The 18214-nt window shown below is 29.9% G+C and carries 17 protein-coding genes; all 17 read left to right on the forward strand.

The genetic code is table 11. The features are described from left to right. Positions 1 to 105 precede the first annotated feature (105 nt). The 17 genes from EK368_RS09970 to kdd all read left to right on the forward strand — a co-directional run bounded on the left by EK368_RS09970 (position 106) and on the right by kdd (position 18135). Complete coding sequence (locus EK368_RS09970; RefSeq protein WP_129599181.1) at positions 106 to 372, forward strand: Veg family protein; 267 nt, start codon at positions 106 to 108, stop codon at positions 370 to 372. A gap of 186 nt (positions 373 to 558) precedes the next feature. Next, the gene (locus tag EK368_RS09975) at positions 559 to 1776 is read left to right on the forward strand and encodes an argininosuccinate synthase (protein ID WP_202976461.1); all 1218 of its coding nucleotides are present in this window, start codon (positions 559 to 561) and stop codon (positions 1774 to 1776) included. Positions 1777 to 1781: 5 nt separating this feature from the next. Beyond that, a complete protein-coding gene (gene argH / locus EK368_RS09980; protein WP_129599183.1) occupies positions 1782 to 3164 on the forward strand; it encodes an argininosuccinate lyase in 1383 nt (460 codons plus the stop codon). Between the two features lie 91 nt (positions 3165 to 3255). Continuing rightward, the gene (locus EK368_RS09985) at positions 3256 to 4830 is read left to right on the forward strand and encodes a DUF3794 and LysM peptidoglycan-binding domain-containing protein (RefSeq protein WP_129599186.1); all 1575 of its coding nucleotides are present in this window, start codon (positions 3256 to 3258) and stop codon (positions 4828 to 4830) included. Between the two features lie 98 nt (positions 4831 to 4928). Further along, a complete protein-coding gene (ispE, locus tag EK368_RS09990) occupies positions 4929 to 5789 on the forward strand; it encodes a 4-(cytidine 5'-diphospho)-2-C-methyl-D-erythritol kinase (RefSeq protein WP_202976462.1) in 861 nt (286 codons plus the stop codon). A gap of 134 nt (positions 5790 to 5923) precedes the next feature. After that, the gene (locus tag EK368_RS09995; protein ID WP_129599190.1) at positions 5924 to 6142 is read left to right on the forward strand and encodes a CLC_0170 family protein; all 219 of its coding nucleotides are present in this window, start codon (positions 5924 to 5926) and stop codon (positions 6140 to 6142) included. A 19-nt stretch (positions 6143 to 6161) separates the two neighbouring features. Then, on the forward strand, positions 6162 to 7733 hold the full coding sequence (locus EK368_RS10000; protein ID WP_129599192.1) for a spore germination protein: 1572 nt from the start codon (positions 6162 to 6164) through the stop codon (positions 7731 to 7733). Continuing rightward, positions 7726 to 8832, forward strand: coding sequence for a GerAB/ArcD/ProY family transporter (locus tag EK368_RS10005; protein WP_129599195.1), 1107 nt, complete (start codon positions 7726 to 7728; stop codon positions 8830 to 8832). The genes EK368_RS10000 and EK368_RS10005 overlap by 8 nt, the downstream gene beginning before the upstream one ends. Then, complete coding sequence (locus EK368_RS10010; protein WP_129599197.1) at positions 8825 to 9982, forward strand: Ger(x)C family spore germination protein; 1158 nt, start codon at positions 8825 to 8827, stop codon at positions 9980 to 9982. Before EK368_RS10005 ends, EK368_RS10010 begins: the two co-directional genes overlap by 8 nt. Positions 9983 to 10076: 94 nt before the next feature. Continuing rightward, positions 10077 to 10754, forward strand: a complete 678-nt coding sequence (gene spoIIR / locus EK368_RS10015; RefSeq protein WP_129599200.1) for a stage II sporulation protein R — start codon at positions 10077 to 10079, stop codon at positions 10752 to 10754. A gap of 106 nt (positions 10755 to 10860) precedes the next feature. Continuing rightward, positions 10861 to 11568, forward strand: a complete 708-nt coding sequence (gene sleB, locus EK368_RS10020; protein ID WP_129599202.1) for a spore cortex-lytic enzyme — start codon at positions 10861 to 10863, stop codon at positions 11566 to 11568. 12 nt (positions 11569 to 11580) lie between these two features. Further along, positions 11581 to 12945 carry a germination protein YpeB gene (gene ypeB, locus EK368_RS10025; protein ID WP_129599205.1) on the forward strand — a complete coding sequence of 455 codons (1365 nt, stop codon included), beginning with the start codon at positions 11581 to 11583 and terminating at the stop codon, positions 12943 to 12945. Positions 12946 to 13047: 102 nt separating this feature from the next. Next, a complete protein-coding gene (locus tag EK368_RS10030; protein WP_129599207.1) occupies positions 13048 to 14112 on the forward strand; it encodes a D-alanine--D-alanine ligase in 1065 nt (354 codons plus the stop codon). 13 nt (positions 14113 to 14125) lie between these two features. Then, on the forward strand, positions 14126 to 14542 hold the full coding sequence (locus EK368_RS10035; RefSeq protein WP_129599210.1) for a YwiB family protein: 417 nt from the start codon (positions 14126 to 14128) through the stop codon (positions 14540 to 14542). Positions 14543 to 14570: 28 nt separating this feature from the next. Continuing rightward, on the forward strand, positions 14571 to 15299 hold the full coding sequence (locus EK368_RS10040) for a DALR anticodon-binding domain-containing protein (RefSeq protein ID WP_165000413.1): 729 nt from the start codon (positions 14571 to 14573) through the stop codon (positions 15297 to 15299). A 90-nt stretch (positions 15300 to 15389) separates the two neighbouring features. Next, entirely contained in the window at positions 15390 to 16781 is a 1392-nt protein-coding gene (locus EK368_RS10045; protein WP_129599215.1) for a sigma-54 interaction domain-containing protein, read from the forward strand. Positions 16782 to 17097: 316 nt separating this feature from the next. Then, positions 17098 to 18135 (forward strand): L-erythro-3,5-diaminohexanoate dehydrogenase, encoded by a 1038-nt coding sequence (gene kdd / locus EK368_RS10050; protein WP_129599217.1) that lies wholly within the window; start codon positions 17098 to 17100, stop codon positions 18133 to 18135. Positions 18136 to 18214 lie beyond the last annotated feature (79 nt).

An 18214-nucleotide genomic window follows, 5' to 3' on the forward strand; every position in this document is an offset into this window, starting at 1 on the left:
TATTGACAATATTAAATATCCATTATATAATAATAGGTCAAGTGTTTGACAATTGTTCTGTAATATGATATGATGGTGTTGTATTATGTGAAAGAAGGTGATTCAATGGCTCAAAAGAATGATTTGGCTAGGATCAAAAGAGATGTAGAACACCTTGTTGGAGAAAAAGTAAGATTAAAAGCCAACAAAGGAAGAAAGAAGATCAGCATAAAAGAAGGTATTCTTGAAGAAACTTACCCTGACATCTTTGTGGTATGTATAGACGGTGGATACAATACGGTAAGAAGAGTTTCCTACAGCTATTCAGATATACTTACAGAAACAGTTGAAATTACCTTATGCAATAAAGACAAAAAAATTCAAGCTAGTTAAAGATCATAACCTTCTGGGAAAGCCAGAAGGTATTTTGTTTTTGGGGTGAAAGCTTTTGCTTTCATCTTTTTTTGTTTATATTTTAAGGAATTGAATAATTATAAAGAAATATGAATAAATATGTTGAATAATTATAAATTTTTGTTATAATATATTCAATAGATAAATTTGAAAGGGGAAATTCATTTGAAAAAAGAAAAAGTAGTATTAGCATATTCTGGAGGATTGGATACTTCTGTAATTTTGACTTGGTTAAAAGAAACTCAGGGAGTAGAAGTAATTGCTGTATGTGTAAATGTAGGACAAGAGGATGACTTTGAGGAAGTGAAGAAAAAAGCACTACAAACAGGAGCAGTAAGTGCTTATGTGGTTGATGTTGTAGAAGAGTTTATTACAGATTATATTTTTCCAACTCTTAAAGCATCTGCTGTATATGAAGATGATTATTTATTAGGAACATCTTTTGCTAGACCATTGATTGCAAAAAAATTAGTTGAAATAGCACAAAAGGAGGGAGCTATTGGTATCGCTCATGGTGCTACAGGGAAGGGAAATGATCAAGTTCGTTTTGAAGCTACTATTAAAGCATTAGATCCCCACATTAAAATTATTGCTCCTTGGAGAATATGGGATTTAAAATCAAGAGAAGATTGTATTGAATATGCAAAAGAACATAATATTCAAATTACGGTTACAAAAGAAAAAATTTATAGCAGAGATCAAAATATCTGGCATATAAGCCATGAAGGAGGAAATTTAGAAGATCCATGGAATGAACATGATGAGAGTATATATATGATGAGTGTATCTCCTAAAAATGCTCCCGATGTACCTACCTTTGTGGAAATAGAATTTGAAAAAGGAATACCAACAAAAATAAATCAAAAACATTATGATCCTGTGACTATGATGAAGCTACTGAATCAATTAGGTGGCGAAAATGGAGTAGGAACCATAGATATTATTGAAAATAGATTAGTGGGGATGAAATCACGTGGAATTTATGAAACACCAGGAGGAACAATACTTTTTAAAGCACATCAAGCTCTAGAGAAGCTTACACTAGATAGAGATACTTTAAATTATAAAAAAATCATATCACAAAAGTATGCACAACTTGTTTATGATGGATTATGGTTTACTCCTCTTAGAACTGCATTATCTAAATTTGTGGATAGTACACAAGCATGTGTAAGTGGAAAAGTGAAAATAAAGCTTTATAAAGGAAATTGTACATCCGTTGCATCTTTTTCACCTTATTCATTATATAACGAAGAATTTGTAACTTTTGGAGAAGATGATGTATACAATCAAAAGGATGCAGAAGGTTTTATAAACTTATTTTCACTTCCTTTGACGATTCGTGCTTTGATGAATGAAAAAAATTCAAAAGGGGAGAAATAAAAGATATGAAGCTATGGGGAGGACGTTTTTCAAAAAATACAGCAACTATTGTAGATGAATTTAATGCATCTATTTCTTTTGATCAAAAACTTTATAAACATGATATTATAGGAAGTATTGCTCATGCAAAAATGCTAAAGTATTCAAATATTATTACAGAAGAAGAAGGACAAAAGATCATAAAAGGATTGGAAGAGATTTTAAAAGATATTGAAGAAGGAAAAATAATATTTCAAACAGCTTATGAAGATATTCATATGAATATTGAAAAATTTTTGATTGATCGTATTGGAGAAACAGGAAAAAAACTTCATACAGCAAGAAGTAGAAACGATCAAGTGGCAGTAGATATAAGATTGTATCTAAGAGATGAAATAGATGAAATTTTACAAAAAATAAAAAAATTATTAAATACACTAATATTACTTTCAAAAGAACATATAAGTACCATTATGCCAGGATATACACATCTTCAAAGGGCTCAGCCTATTACTTTAGGGTATCATATGATGGCATATTTTCAAATGTTTCAAAGAGATTATTTAAGGTTACAAGATTGTTATAAAAGGGTTAATGTAATGCCCCTAGGAGCAGGAGCACTAGCAGGAACCACATATGATACAAATTTGGAATTTTTAAAAGAAGAGCTTGGATTTTTTGAAATATGTCAAAATTCACTAGATGCAGTAAGTGATAGAGATTTTATTATTGAGTTTATTAGCGATGTATCTTTAATTATGATGCACCTTAGTAGATTTTGTGAGGAATTGATTATTTGGAATAGTGCAGAATTTAATTTTGTAGAGCTAGATGATGCTTATAGTACAGGAAGTAGTATTATGCCCCAAAAGAAAAATCCTGATGTAGCAGAGCTGATTCGAGGAAAAACAGGTAGAATTTATGGAAATTTATTGAATATATTAACGATTATGAAAGCATTACCCCTAGCTTACAATAAGGATATGCAAGAAGATAAAATTCCACTCTTTGATACTATTGAGAATGTAAGTAGTTGTATTGATATTTTTAGTGAAATGATTTTAACTATGAAAATAAAAAAAGATGTTATGAAAAAGAATACAAAAGAAGGATTTATGAATGCTACTGATGTAGCGGATTATCTGGTTAAAAAAGGATTAGCTTTTAGAAGTGCGCATGAAATAGTGGGAAAAATGGTTCTATATTGTGTTGAGAAAGATAAAATCATTGAAGATTTAACAATAGAGGAATTTGAAAAATTTTCAACTGTATTTTCAGAAGATATTTTTGAAGTGATAAAAATACAAAATTGTATAGAATCAAAGAAATCATATGGATCTCCTACTAGAAAAAATGTTGAAAGAATGATTGAAGAAGGAAAGAATTTCATAAAAAGAAGTGAAAAATAAATTTTTCACTTCTTTTTTTATGTACTAAATCATAAGTATAGAAAGAGATAAATAGTAGTGTGATGTAGGGACTAAAGGAGGAGGAAAATCAATGGCTATGGAATTAATGAGAGATTTACTAAAGATAGATCAAGTGATGGGCGAGGGAGATACACAGGCGCTTGTAGAGGGAGAAATATTAGTGCCAGATGTAAAACCTGATATTTCAAGAATTATATCTGTAGATGGTGATATTAGTCTGACAGGAAAAGAAACCCTAAAGGATAAAGTGAGCATAGAGGGTGTAATAAATTTTAAAATACTATATGTTGCAGATACAGGGGAGTATCCTATATATGGAATGAATGCTAGTGCTGGATTTAGTCAAAATATTGATATTCCATCTACAGAGCCGAACATGAGGACGGATATTAGTGCTTTTATAGAACATATTGACTTTTATGTAGTGAATGAAAGAAAAATAGGAATCAAAACAGTATTAAATTTAGAAGGAAAAAGCATGGATACTACAAAAATAGAAGTACTTAGGAAAATAGAAGGTTTAGAAGATGTACAGGTTTTAAAAGAAAATATATATTATGAAGATTTAGTAGGATCAAATCAATCAGAGACTATGGTACGAGAAAAGCTTGAAATTGATGAAAACATGCCAGATATTCTAGAGATTATAAAATGTGATGCTTATCCTGTAGAAAAAGAAAAACAGGTTACAGATGGAAAGGTTATTGTAGGTGGAGTAGTTAAAATTAATACTTTGTATGTGGGAGATGACGATAAGAATTCTTTGTGTATGATGAGAAATGAAGTTCCTTTTACCCATTTTGTTGAAATTCCTAATGCTATGAAAGAGATGGAGAGTAAAATTAGATTAAAAGGGGATGAAGTATACACGGAAGTAAAAGAAAATGTAGATGGAGATCGAAGAATTGTAGAAGTAGAAGCTGTAATCAAGATTGATGCAGTAGTAAGTGAGATAGAACAAAATGAAGTATTAATAGATGCTTATTCTCCAACAAAAGCACTGAAAATAGACAAAAAACCTATTTTCTTTTATGAAAAAATAGGTGAAAATACAGGCAATATGGTTGTAAAAGAAATGTTAGATTTACCTTCAGATTCACTTGGAATTTTGAAAGTGCTTCATGTAAAGTCAAGACCTGTTATGACAGATATGAGTTTAAATAATGAAAAAGTTATCATAGAAGGCGTTTTAGAAACAAATGTATTGTATTTATGTGAAGATGGAGAAAAGGCCACAAAAAATTTCTCGCAAGAGATTCCTTTTAGACACTTTGTAGAAATTCCTAAAGCAAAGGAAAACATGGACGCAGAAGTAGAATTACATATCTATGATGTAGATTATAACTTGATTAATTCAGAACAAATAGAAGTAAAAGTCAATATAGGAGCCGATTGTACAGTTAAAGAAAAGACAAAAATAGAAGTCATTGTAGATGCACAAGAATCTGATGAAAAAATAGATATGAGTAAAAGACCAAGTATTACTATATATTATGTACAACCTGGAGATACAATTTGGAAGATTGCAAAGAGGTATAATACTACTGTAGAGGAATTAATTGAAACCAACCATATTGAACAAGTAGATTCTATTAAGCCTGGAGATCAGATTGTCATTCAAAAAACTTTTGTATATGAGTTTTAAAAACTAGTTTAAAAGCCTATAAAGTTATAGGCTTTTTTGTGTACAATGATAGATAAAAAATGATAAAATAATACGAAAGAACAAAAGAGGTGAGATAAATGAAGTGTATAGAAATAAAAGGGAGGGCAAAAATTAATTTATCACTAGATGTTCTAAAAAGAAGAGAAGATGGATATCATGAAGTGAAAATGATTATGCAGCAAATTGATTTATATGATGAAATTGCTTTGAAGATTATTGGAAATGGAATTATTTTAAATTCAAATTGTGAATATATACCTAATCATGAGGGGAATATTGCATATAAAGCAGCAATGCTTATGATGGATCATTTTCATATTGAGCAGGGGGTTGAAATTTACATCAATAAAAATATTCCAGTAGCAGCAGGATTAGCAGGAGGAAGTACTGATGCTGCTGCGGTTATGATGGGAATGAATGAACTTTTTAATCTTCAAGCTACAAAAAAAGAATTAATGGAATTAGGTGTTTTGTTAGGAGCGGATGTACCATTTTGTATATTAGGAGGAACAGCCCTGGCAGAGGGAATAGGAGAAAGATTAACTCCTATAAAAGGATTTGATGAGTGGATTGTTTTATGTAAACCTAATATTAGTGTTTCAACAGCTAATGTGTATGGAAATTTAGAGGTAGAACAAATTTCAAATCATCCTAAAACAGAAGTAATGATTCAAGCTTTAGAAAATAAAGATATAAAACTTATTGCGGAAAATTTAGAAAATGTATTAGAGACTGTAACGGAAAAAATACATCCTATTATAAAAGATATTAAAAAAAAGATGCTAGAGTATCAAGCTCTAGGGAGTCTGATGAGTGGAAGTGGTCCTACTGTGTTTGGAATTTACAAAGATTATAATAAGGCAAAATGTGCTTATGAAAATTTAAGCAAAGTATACAATCAAGTATATCTTGTGAAAACTTATGATGAATGCCAGTAAAAAGAAACAGCAAATGCTGTTTCTTTTTTCGTTGGCGCTATGAGTAGTTTTGATAGGGACATGCGAATTTTTGCATATCTTTTTCAAAAGAGGTAAATATTATATTATAGACTTTTAAAAGTGGGTGATAAAGTGTGGAAAAAGTAACTTTGTATGTTTACCAAAAATTACAAGATATATATTCTTTTTATATGCTGTTTTTGATTATAGGAATAGGATTTTTTGCTATATGGGTAGATGGAAAAAATCTAAAGAACAAAAAATTAAACAAGGAAGCAAAAATTTGTAAGACAATAGGGCTAGTATATATTATAGGAGGAATAGGACTTTATATTGTTCTTAAAATAGTTTAAAGAAAGGAGAAAGACTCTTATGAGTTTTTTTGATGATTTATTCAAGCCCAAAGAAGAGAAAGTAAAAGTTCCAATTAAAGAAGATTACCAAAAAAATTTAGATACAATCAAAGAAATTTTAAAAAATTGTGATGATGTCATCTATAGGGAATTTCAACCTATGAAAGATAAGAAAATGAATTTTGCAGTAGTTTATGCAGAAGGCATATCGAATAAAGATCTTTTGCAAGAATATGTTTTAAAAAGTCTGATGCTCTTATCTTCAGATCTTTTAAAAGAACCTCGGCTGATGAAAGAAAAACTTTATGAAGAAATAAAAAAACAATCTATATCTGTAGCAGATATAAAAGAAATAGATGATATGAATGAAGCTATTGATTCTATTCTTTGTGGAGATACTGTTTTAATCGTAGACAAATGGGATAAGTTTTTTGTGATTGCTTCAAAAGGATGGGAATTTAGATCGATCAGTGAACCCTCAACAGAAACGGTAATTCGTGGATCAAGAGAAGGGTTTGTAGAAACATTGCGTATTAATACTGCTTTAATAAGAAGAAGAATTCGTGACCCTAAATTTAAAATAAAACAAATGCAGATAGGAGAAAGATCTAAGACAGATATAGCTATTTTATATATAGAAGGGATTGTGAATAAAGATATACTAAAAGAGGTAGAAAAAAGATTATATGAGATTAAAATTGATGCTATTTTAGAAAGTGGATACATAGAACAACTTATAGAAGATGAGTGGAAATCTCCTTTTCCACAAATTCAAAATACTCAAAGACCAGATGTAGTCTCAGCAGCTTTATTTGAAGGAAGAATTGCTATGATTATAGATAATACGCCTGTTGCTCTTTTGATTCCTGCAACTATTGTTGCTTTATTGCAATCTCCAGAGGATTATAATGAAAGATTTTTAATTGCATCTGCTTTAAGAATTTTAAGATTTATATCTATTGTATTTGCTTTGTTTTTGCCAAGTCTTTATATAGCTATTACCTCTTATCATCCAGGGATGTTACCTACTGATTTGGCTCTTTATGTGGCAGGAAGTAGAATGAATGTACCTTTTCCAGCGTTTATTGAAACTTTTATTATGGAAGCATCTTTAGAGTTATTAAGAGAAGCTGGAGTAAGGCTTCCAGGGGCTATAGGCTCAACCATTGGGATTGTAGGAGGTTTGGTATTAGGACAAGCAGCAGTTCAAGCAGGAATTGTAAGTCCATTGATTGTAATTGTTGTAGCACTTACTGCCATGGCAGCTTATACAACTCCAAACTATAGCTTTGCTATCGCTTTTAGAATGCTAAGATTTATACTTATGATATTAGCAGGAATATTTGGATTATATGGGATTATATTAGGTATGATTGTTATATTAATCCATTTATGTAATTTAAAGAGCTTTGGGGTTCCATACTTAAGTCCGTTTGTAGCTACAGAGACTACATGGAAGGATTTTAAAGATGTATTTATTAGAGTACCTCTTCAATTTATGAAAAAACGTCCGGAATTCTTACATAGAAAGAATAATGATCGACTTAAAAATCCAAAATCAGCTATAGAGGAGGATACAGAGGATGAATAGAAATAATGATAAAATCTCAAGCTTTCAACTAGGTATGCTGATTAGTATCACCGTTGTAGGAGTAGGGATCTTAACGATTCCAAGAACTCTTACAGAAGAAGTAGGACCAGATGGATGGATTGTTCTAGTATTTACAGTATTTTTAGTTTTAGGAGTAGGCAGGATTCTTACTACTTTAGCAGGAAAATTTTCAAATCAAAACATAGTGGAATATAGCAACTCTTTAGTAGGAAAATTTTTAGGGACTTTAATTAATGTAGGGCTTTGTATCTACCTTGTTATTTTTGCAGCATTTGAACTAAGAATATTTGGAGAAATTACAAAAGCGTATCTACTATTTAATACACCTATTGAAATCTTGATGATTACTCTACTTCTGACAGCTTCATATTTTGCAAGAAGTGGAATTGAATCTATAGCTAGAATGGCACAGATGATTTTTCCTTTTATAATTATCTTTGCATTTATCATTACTATACCTGTTTTATCGGAATTAGAATTTAGTAATTTGCTTCCGGTTTTTAGAACCCCTATTTATAAAATCATCCAAGTAATTCCTGTTACATTTTTTAGTTTTGTTGGAATGGAAATGATTATAGTTTGTGCTAATTTTGTAGTAGACCCTCAGAATATAAAAAAAAATATAGATAAATCTATCTTGATGGTAGCAGCTATATATATGTTTATATTGATCATTACAGTTACAAGATTTGGTATTATTGAGACAACTCATATTATATGGCCATCTTTAGAATTATTTAAAACTATAGATTTACCAGGAGCATTTATTGAAAATATACAGATTTTTGTTATTGCTGTATGGATTATTACTGTTTTTATGACATTGGTACCTCTTTATTTTGGTGCAAGCCTAACTTTAAGTCGTATATTTAAATCAAAAGAACAAAACTATTTGGTATTACCTTTAATTCCTCTTGTTTATTTTATGGCTTTAATTCCAGAAAATATAGCTCAATTAGGAGATTATTCAGATCGATTTGCCTATTATTTAGGAACCTTTTATATGCTGATTTTACCTTCTACTTTGTTGCTTATTACTTATATAAAGAAAAAGGCAAGGAGGAATAAAGGTGTATAAAAAAATTTTATTATGTATCATGAGTATTTTATTGATGACAGGATGTTGGGATAAAATTGAAATTGAAAAGAGAGCTTTTGTTGCTATTGTAGGAATTGATAAATATGAAGAAGATAAAAAAAATATAATAGAGACAGAAGAGAAAAATTTAGATCAAATAAAAAATAGATATGTAGTAACAGTTTCTTCTCCTAATACAGGACTTTTAGCTCAAAAAGGAGAAGGAGATCCCAAATATGTATATAGTACAGTAGGAGATAATTTAGAGGAAGTACTAGATGAACTTGAAACAAGAACGGGAAGAACTCTAAATTTTAGACATACACAAGCCATTGTATTAGGAGAAGAGCTTGCTAAAGATGAGACATTAGTAAGAGAATCACTAGATAATATTGAAAGAAGTCCTGGAGTAGGAAGAAAAATTTATCTTATGGTTACAAAAGGAAAAGCTCAAGATGTAGTAAATGCAAAGATAAAGGATGAACTAGGTACAGGATTGTTTATTCGAGAAATCATGCGGAGGAAAAAAATAACACCTAAAATTCCAGATGCAGATTTAGGATATGTATTAAGGAGTTTGCATGAAAGTCGTGCGGCTATTACTCCTAGAATGATTGTTTCTGAGGATGAAATAAAGGTTGCAGGATCAGCAGTATTCAAAAATTTCAAAAAGATAGGATGGTTAGGAGAACAAGAAACTGAGAAGATGATGTTTATGCTAAACAAATTAAATGGAGGGATTTTGAATACAACAATAGATAATATTAGAATTCCTTTACAAGTAACAGACTCCAAGACTAAAATGAAAGTATATGAAAAAAATGGACAAATTTATACTTCGTTTGATATAAAAGTAGAAGCAGAGTTAAGTCAACATTTATTTGAAGTAAGAAATCAACCTCTAGATGATGGATATCTCAAAAGAGTAGAAAAAATAGCATCCAAGGAATTGGATATAGGAATAGAAACTTTGTACAAAAAGATCCAAAAAGAATTTCAAGCAGACTTAGTACAAAGTGGAGAATACTTAAGAAAATATGAACCAAATATATGGAAAAGAGTTGAGAAAGATTGGAATGAAATATTTCCCAAAACTCAAGTAAAAGTAAATTCTGAAATTATAATAAGAAGGATTGGAGATACACAATAATTTCCAAGGGAAAATATATAAAAACTGGTTTAAAAATTCCCTTATTTGCTAATACTGAAAGTAAGATAATAAATTGGCAGATAGGGGGATTTTTATGAATACATATTTATTGAAAAATAAAAAGATATGGATGATAGGAATTATATTTGTATTAAGTAGTACTTTTTTTGTTTATTATTTTACAAAAGATGTATACAACAATCAACAAAGCTACAAAAGCCATTTGATAAGATTTCATGTTCTTGCAAATAGTGATGATCCAAAGGATCAAGAATTAAAACTAAAGGTAAGAGACAAAATTATTAAAGAGATGAATCCAAAATTTGAAAAGTCTAAAAGTCTTGAAGAAAGTAGACAGATGATTGAAGAAAACATAAAAGAGATAGAAAATATAGCAAAAAATGAAATCAAAAAAAATAATAAAAGTTATAAAGTTACAGCTTCTTTAGGGGATTATGATTTTCCTACAAAAAATTATGGAGCTATTACTCTTCCAGCAGGAAATTATGAGGCTTTACGAGTAGTGATTGGAAAAGGAGAAGGTCAAAATTGGTGGTGTGTCATGTTTCCACCTCTATGCTTTATTGACATGGAAAATGGACTAACGGACAAAAAAACTGAAAAAGAGATGATGAATATTCTTACAAAAGAAGAGTTTAATATGATTCGTACTGCTAGAAGTGAGGGAGAAGTTCCTATTAAATTAAAGTTTAAGGTAGTAGAGATGTTAGAAGAAGCAAAAGTCAAATTAAATAGAATGGCAAAAAACTGAGGAAAATTCCTCAGTTTTTTTGCTAAAAATAACCACATAATCAAATGTTGAATAATTCAGCAGAATTTAACAAAAAATAAGATAAATCTATGAAAGGAGGATGTAGATGAATCGTCATAAAAAACTAATTACTATATTGCTTATTGTATTCACTTTCTGTACGACTGTTGCCATTCAAACATATTTATATGTAGGGAGTGCACAAGAAACTCTATATTGGGGTTCAAGTGGGGAAAAAGTGAAAACAGTTCAAAACAAATTAAAACAATGGGGATATTACAATGGACCTATTGATAGTGTGTATGGAGGAGGAACCTTTGAAGCAGTAAAGGCTTTTCAAAGGAAAAATGGACTTGCTGTAGATGGAGTAGTGGGAAATGAAACTGCAAAAAAACTTGGATTACCTATAAAAGATACTACAGCATCTACAGATTATAAACCTAGTAATAGTAGTGCATCTAGAGATGATGAAATCAATGTATTAGCAAGAGCTATCACAGGAGAAGCAAGAGGAGAACCATATATAGGACAAGTAGCAGTAGGTGCTGTTGTATTAAATAGAACAAGACACCCTTCTTTTCCAAATACGATTGCAGGTGTTATTTATCAACCCGGAGCTTTTACTGCTGTAAGTGATGGACAAATTAATGCTCCAGTAGAAGAGAGTTGTATCAAAGCTGCTAGAGATGCTTTGAATGGATGGGATCCTACAGGAGGATGTTTATATTATTGGAATCCAGCTACAGCTACAAGTAAGTGGATTTGGTCTAGAACAGTAGAGAAAAAAATAGGAAAACATTGGTTTGGAAATTAAGGAGGTAGATGAATGAAAAAATTTATTCTTCCCCTTATTCTTGCTGTAGCTTTGATTGGAACAGGTGTATGGGGATATAATCAACAAGTAGAAAAAGATGAATATTATACTTTTTTAGATAATCAATTTCAAAGAATGTATTATGATTTGATGGGAAGTGTAGAGACGATTACTACAGATTTATCAAAACTTATTGTATCTTCTCAAAAAAAAGAAAATATAGTTTTGTATTCTGATATATGGCAAAATGCATATAATGCTCAAGAAAAATTGTCTCAATTGCCTATTCGTCATGGAGAGATTACAAAGATTGAAAAATTTTTAAGTCAATTAGGAGATTATACTTTTGCCATGGCAAAGAGAAGTATTAATAATGAAGCTTTAGGAGAAAAGGAAATTAATAATTTAGAACAGCTTCATAATTATGCATTAGATCTTTCAAAAGATTTGCATGAACTTCAAAAAACAGCTCTAAAAGGTACAGTTTGGAAAGATCAATTAAGGAGAAAGGCTAGCAAGAAGCTTAATAAAGAAGCAGAGCAAAAAAATCCTATTCAGCTTAAATTTAATCAATTTGAAGAGAGAATGGTAAAATATCCAGAGCTTATTTATGATGGACCATTTTCAGAACATGTGATTGAGGGAATGAGACCAAGATTAAAGGGAGATAAAATTACACAAGAGCAAGCTCAAAAAAAGGTAATAGATTTTTTAGGAGGAGGAAAAGTTGATAAAGTAGAAAAAACAACAAATGGGAAAGGAAGAATTGATACTTATAGCTTTGAAGTGATTCCTAAAAATCAAGAAGCAGGAAAAGGAAATCCTGTATATATTGATATTAGTCAAAGAAATGGATATGTAGCATGGCTTTTAAATAATAGAGAAGTGAAAAAAGCTACATTATCTCCAAAGCAAGGAGTAGAACATGCATCTAAATTTTTAAATGAAAAAGGATTTTTTAATTTAGTTCCTACTTATACCTTACAATATGATGGAGTGTTGCTAATTAATTATGTGTATAAGCAAGATGAAGTGCTTATGTATTCAGATTTAGTGAAAGTAAAAATTGCTTTAGATAATGGTGAGATCGTAGGTTTTGATTCAACTCATTTTTTAACTACCAATTACATAAGAAGTATTGAGCCACCTAAAATTACAAAAGAACAAGCAAGAGAAAAAATTAATCTTCGTGCTACGATTGAAAAAGAACCTAGCCTTTGTATTATTCCTACAAGCTCCTTTGGAGAAATTTATTGTTATGAATTTGAAGCTTCTTATAAGGGAGATCACTTTTTAGTTTATGTCAATGCAGATACAGGAGAAGAAGAAAAAATATTAAAAGTTATTAAAAATGAAAAAGGAACACTTATGATCTAAAACAGCTAAATTTTTAGCTGTTTTTTACATAAATAAATTGATTAATAAAATTTATAAGTATAGAATAGAAATGAATTAAAGAATTGATATGGAGGCTAGAGTATGGAAAAAATAAATGTAGCAGTAATATTTGGGGGAAAATCAGGAGAACATGAAGTATCTTTAATGTCTGCAACTTCTGTGATCAAAGCTATAAATAAAGAAAAATACAATTGCTTTCCTATAGGAATTACAAAAGAAGGAAATTGGATGATATATAATGGACCCGTAGAAAAGATCGAGACAGGTGAGTGGGAAGAAATTGCAAAAAACAAACAAATCGAAGATTTTTCTATAATGCCTATAAATAGAAAATATTCCAAGCTAAAAGAAATGGCAGATGTAGTATTTCCAGTACTTCATGGGCCTTTTGGAGAAGATGGTACTATTCAAGGATTGTTAGAGATGGCAGATATGTCTTATGTAGGAGCAGGGGTGTTGGCATCTTCTTTAGGAATGGATAAAATTCTTAGTAAAAAAATATTTGAAAAAGAGGGCCTTCCTGTTGGAAAATATATGTTTGTGATGAAATATCAACTAAAAGAAAACATAGACCAATGTATAAAAGAAATTGAAGAAGCTTTTTCTTATCCTGTTTTTATTAAACCTGCTAATTTAGGATCTAGTGTAGGGATTAGTAAAGCTCATAATAGGGAAGAATTAATAATAGGATTGAATCAGGCATCTTTACATGATAGAAAAATAATTATAGAAGCTTATATTGATGGAAGAGAAATAGAATGTGCTATTTTAGGAAATGATCATCCTAAGGCATCAGTTTTAGGAGAAATATTACCTTCTCATGAATTTTATGATTATCAAGCAAAATATTCCGACGATCAAAAATCTAGACTTATAATTCCTGCGGATCTTCCAAAAGAGAAGTCTGACGAAATAAGAAAAATGGCAATATGTGCATATAAAGCTATAGATGGATCAGGGCTTTCAAGAGTAGACTTTTTTGTGGAAAAAGATTCTTTGAAAGTATATATTAATGAAGTCAATACTATGCCAGGTTTTACAAAATATAGTATGTATCCTCTTTTATGGGAGGCAACTGGACTTTCTTATGAAGATTTAATTGATGAGCTTATACAGCTTGCAATAAAAAGATATAAAAATCGATAAGTGAGGGAAACGAATGAAAAATATTATGCTAAAAATAGAAGGAATGCAAATAGATATGGATGGTGAAGAAAACAAAATTGAATTAGTGACAGAAGGAAAACTCTACGAAAAAGAAGATGCAGTTTATTTAGTATATGAAGAAACAGAAGTATCAGGAATGAAAGGTTGCACAACGAGTGTAAAACTTTCTCAAGATAAAATCTATATGAAAAGATTTGGAAGATTAAAGTCAGAAATTATATTTGAAAAAGGTAAAAGATATATGACTCATTATCATACTCCTTATGGAGTATTTGATATGGAAGTATTAACACAAGATATGAACTATTCTATTACAGATGCGAAAAAGGGTGGAGTGCATATAGAATATTTTATAAATTTAGAAGGAATGACAGAAAGTCAAAACAAGCTTAATATTACTATTATGTAATAAATGAATTCATAGAAAGTAGATGAACATGAAAATAATACAAGATAAAATAAAAAAAACAGTATTAACAAAATATGGATATGAAGAGCTACCTTCTTATATTGAAGTAACAATACCTAAAAATAATTCTTATGGAGATTATACAACCAATATAGCATTTAAACTTTCTAAAGGACTTCATAAATTACCTATAGAAATTGCAAATGAAATTACAAAATTATTAAAAACAGATAATATATTTGAGGATGTAGTAGTAAGCTCTCCTGGATTTATAAACTTTTTTATAAGTGCTCATGCTTTGTATGAGGAATTGAATCAAAAAAACTTAACCCAAATACCTTTAAAATTTATAGATGAAGAGAAGATTAAACATTGTCTAAAGTCTTTTCCTAAAGAAAAAATAGATTCTATGCAATATGTTCATAGTAGAATTTATTCCATCATAAAAATATTTAAACAAGAGGGAATCAATATGGATGAAAAAATCAATCTAGGAGAATATGAATTTTCATCTTTACAAAAACAAATTCTTAAAAAGATTTTTCTATATGAAGAGATGATTGATAAAGATACAGAAACAATTTTTTTATATGGAATAGATTTAAGTGAACTTTTCTATAAAATAGAAGAAAAAATTTTGTTTAGAAAACTTGAAAAGAATGCACAATATGTTATGCTAAATATAATAGAATATGTAAGAAAAATAATTCAGAAAATATTGCAAGTTTTTTTATTAGATGCACCAGAAAAAATGTGAAAATAAAGCAGCGAAAGCTGCGTTTTTTTTGGAGGTGATGACAAAAATTCGGCATGCAATGATTAAAAACTGGCATTATGAGGTGATGAGATGGAAATGATTTTTTCCAAAAGTAATGTAGAAACAATTTTAGATTATGTAGAAGAAGGTATACAAATTATAGATGCAAGAGGAAGAATTGTGTATTTCAATTGTTCGGCTGCTCAATATGAAGATATACATAGAGAAGAGGCAATAGGAAGACATATCTTAGATGTATATCCTTCACTAGATCCTGACACGAGTACTCTTTTAAAAGCTATTGAAAAAGGAGTGCCTACATTTGATATACAACAAAGCTTTTTAAGCTACAAGGGAAATAAAATTACAACTGTAAATTCTTCTTTCCCCATTAAAACAAGAGGAAAAATAATAGGAGCTATTGAAATTTCTAAAAATATTACTCATGTACAAGAACTTTCTGAAAGAGTAATGGCTTTGCAAGAACAACTTTTGTATAAAGAAAAAAAAGACCAAAAAAGTCAAGATAGTACAAGTTTTACTTTTTTAGATATTATAGGTCAAAGCAAGGAGATTCTAAAGGTTAAGGAACTGGCTTTAAAAGCTTCTCAAACTTCTTCTCCAATCATGATTTATGGAGAAACAGGAACAGGAAAAGAGTTATTTGTACATGCTATTCATGCAAGTAGCATAAGAAGAAATAAACCTTTTATTGCTCAAAACTGTGGAGCTTTGCCTACAAGTTTATTAGAAAGTATATTATTCGGAACGGTAAAGGGAAGCTTTACAGGAGCTGATAATAGAGCAGGATTATTTGAACTTGCTGATGGGGGAACTTTATTTTTAGATGAAATCAACTCTATGCCTATAGAATTGCAAGTAAAGCTTTTAAGAGTGCTACAAGATGGAACAATAAGACGTGTAGGAGATATAAAAACTAGAAAAGTAGATGTAAGAATTGTAGCTGCGAGCAATGAAGATCCATTAATAGCAGTAGAACAAAAACGTTTAAGAAGAGACTTGTACTATCGTCTTAATGTAGTGTCTTTAGTACTTCCGCAGCTTAAGGAAAGAATAGGAGATATTCCTATTTTGACTCAATTTTTTATTGGAAAATTTAATTATAAGTTAAACAAAAATGTACAAAAAATTTCTAATGAAGTATTAAAACTTTTTGAAAATTATGATTGGCCTGGGAATGTGAGAGAGTTAGAGCATGTAATAGAAGGTGCTATGAATATTATGGATGGTGATACCATTACATTAGAATGTTTGCCTATGCATTTTGAAAAGTATTATAAAAAAAATATAAAAAAAATAGATGTAGAGGATATTTCTTTAAAAGAAGCTTTAGAAAATTTAGAAATACACTTGATTAAAGATGCTTTAATCAAGTGGGATCAAAATATTAGCCATGCAGCAGATGAACTTAAAATACCAAGACAAACTCTACAATACAAAATAAAAAAATATAAAATATAATATTCATATTAGAATTGAATTGCTGCTTTGATAAAAAATATGTCATTTTATTCGAAAATTCAAATGCTTAAAATTCGGCACAAAAAAGAAAAATCAATATTATTCTAAATAAAAAAAGAAAACCTTTTCAAGGATGAAAAAATATAAAAAGGGAAAAAACAAGATAAATACAAGGGTTACAAAGGTTTTTTTGAAAAAATATAAAACAAAAAACAAATTGGCATGAAGTTTGCTTATATATTTAGGTGATAAGAATTAAAGGTCAATATGACAAAATATGATATAAAAATACAAATTAAATAGGGAGGCACTTAAGATGAAAAAAGGATGTCCTTATGGAACACACAGGGTTATAGAGCCAAAAGGAGCTCTTCCACAACCTGCTACAAAAATTGATAACAATATGGAAATTTACGACAATGAGATTTTATTAAATGTTCAAACATTAAATGTTGACTCTGCAAGTTTTACACAAATAAAAGAACAAGCAGGTGGAGACGTAGAAAAAATTAAAGAAATTATGTTAGGAATTGTTGCTGAAAGAGGAAAGCATCAAAACCCAGTAACTGGTTCTGGTGGTATGTTAATCGGAACAGTTGAAAAAATTGGATCAGCTTTAGAAGGAAAAACAGATCTTAAAGTAGGAGATAAACTTGCTACATTAGTATCTTTATCTTTAACTCCATTAAGAATAGATGAAATCGTAACTGTAAGAAAAGATATTGATCAAGTAGACATTAAAGGAAAAGCAATTTTATTTGAATCAGGAATTTATGCAGTTCTTCCAAATGATATTCCAGAAAATCTTGCTTTATCTGCACTTGACGTAGCAGGAGCTCCAGCTCAAACTGCTAAATTAGTAAAACCAGGAGACACTGTATTAGTAATTGGTGGAGCTGGAAAATCAGGTATGCTTTGCTGTTATGAAGCAAAAAGAAGAGCAGGAGTTACTGGTAAAGTAATTTGCTTAGGACATAGTGAAAAAAGTTTAGAAGTTGCAAAACGTGCAAATGTAGCTGACGTATATGTTGCAGCAGATGCTACAAAACCAGTTGAAATGATGGAAAAAATCAAAGAACTTACAGATGGACAAATGACTGATGTTACAATCAATAACGTAAATGTTCCAAATACTGAAATGTCAAGTATCCTAGCTACTAAAAATGATGGAGTAATTTACTTCTTTAGTATGGCTACAAGCTTTACAAAAGCAGCATTAGGAGCAGAGGGTGTTGGTTCTGATGTAACAATGATTATGGGTAATGGATATACAAAAGGTCATGCAGAACAAACTCTTCAAATTTTAAGAGAAAGCAAAGAAATTAGAGAAATCTACGAAGAATTATATGCATAATAGGATAACGCATCGTAGCAAATGCTACGGTGCTTAACCAATAGATAAATAGATTTCTGTGTGCAACGCAGAGAAAACG

The organism is Anaerophilus nitritigenes (assembly GCF_004138215.1).
Classification (GTDB): domain Bacteria; phylum Bacillota; class Clostridia; order Peptostreptococcales; family Thermotaleaceae; genus Anaerophilus; species Anaerophilus nitritogenes.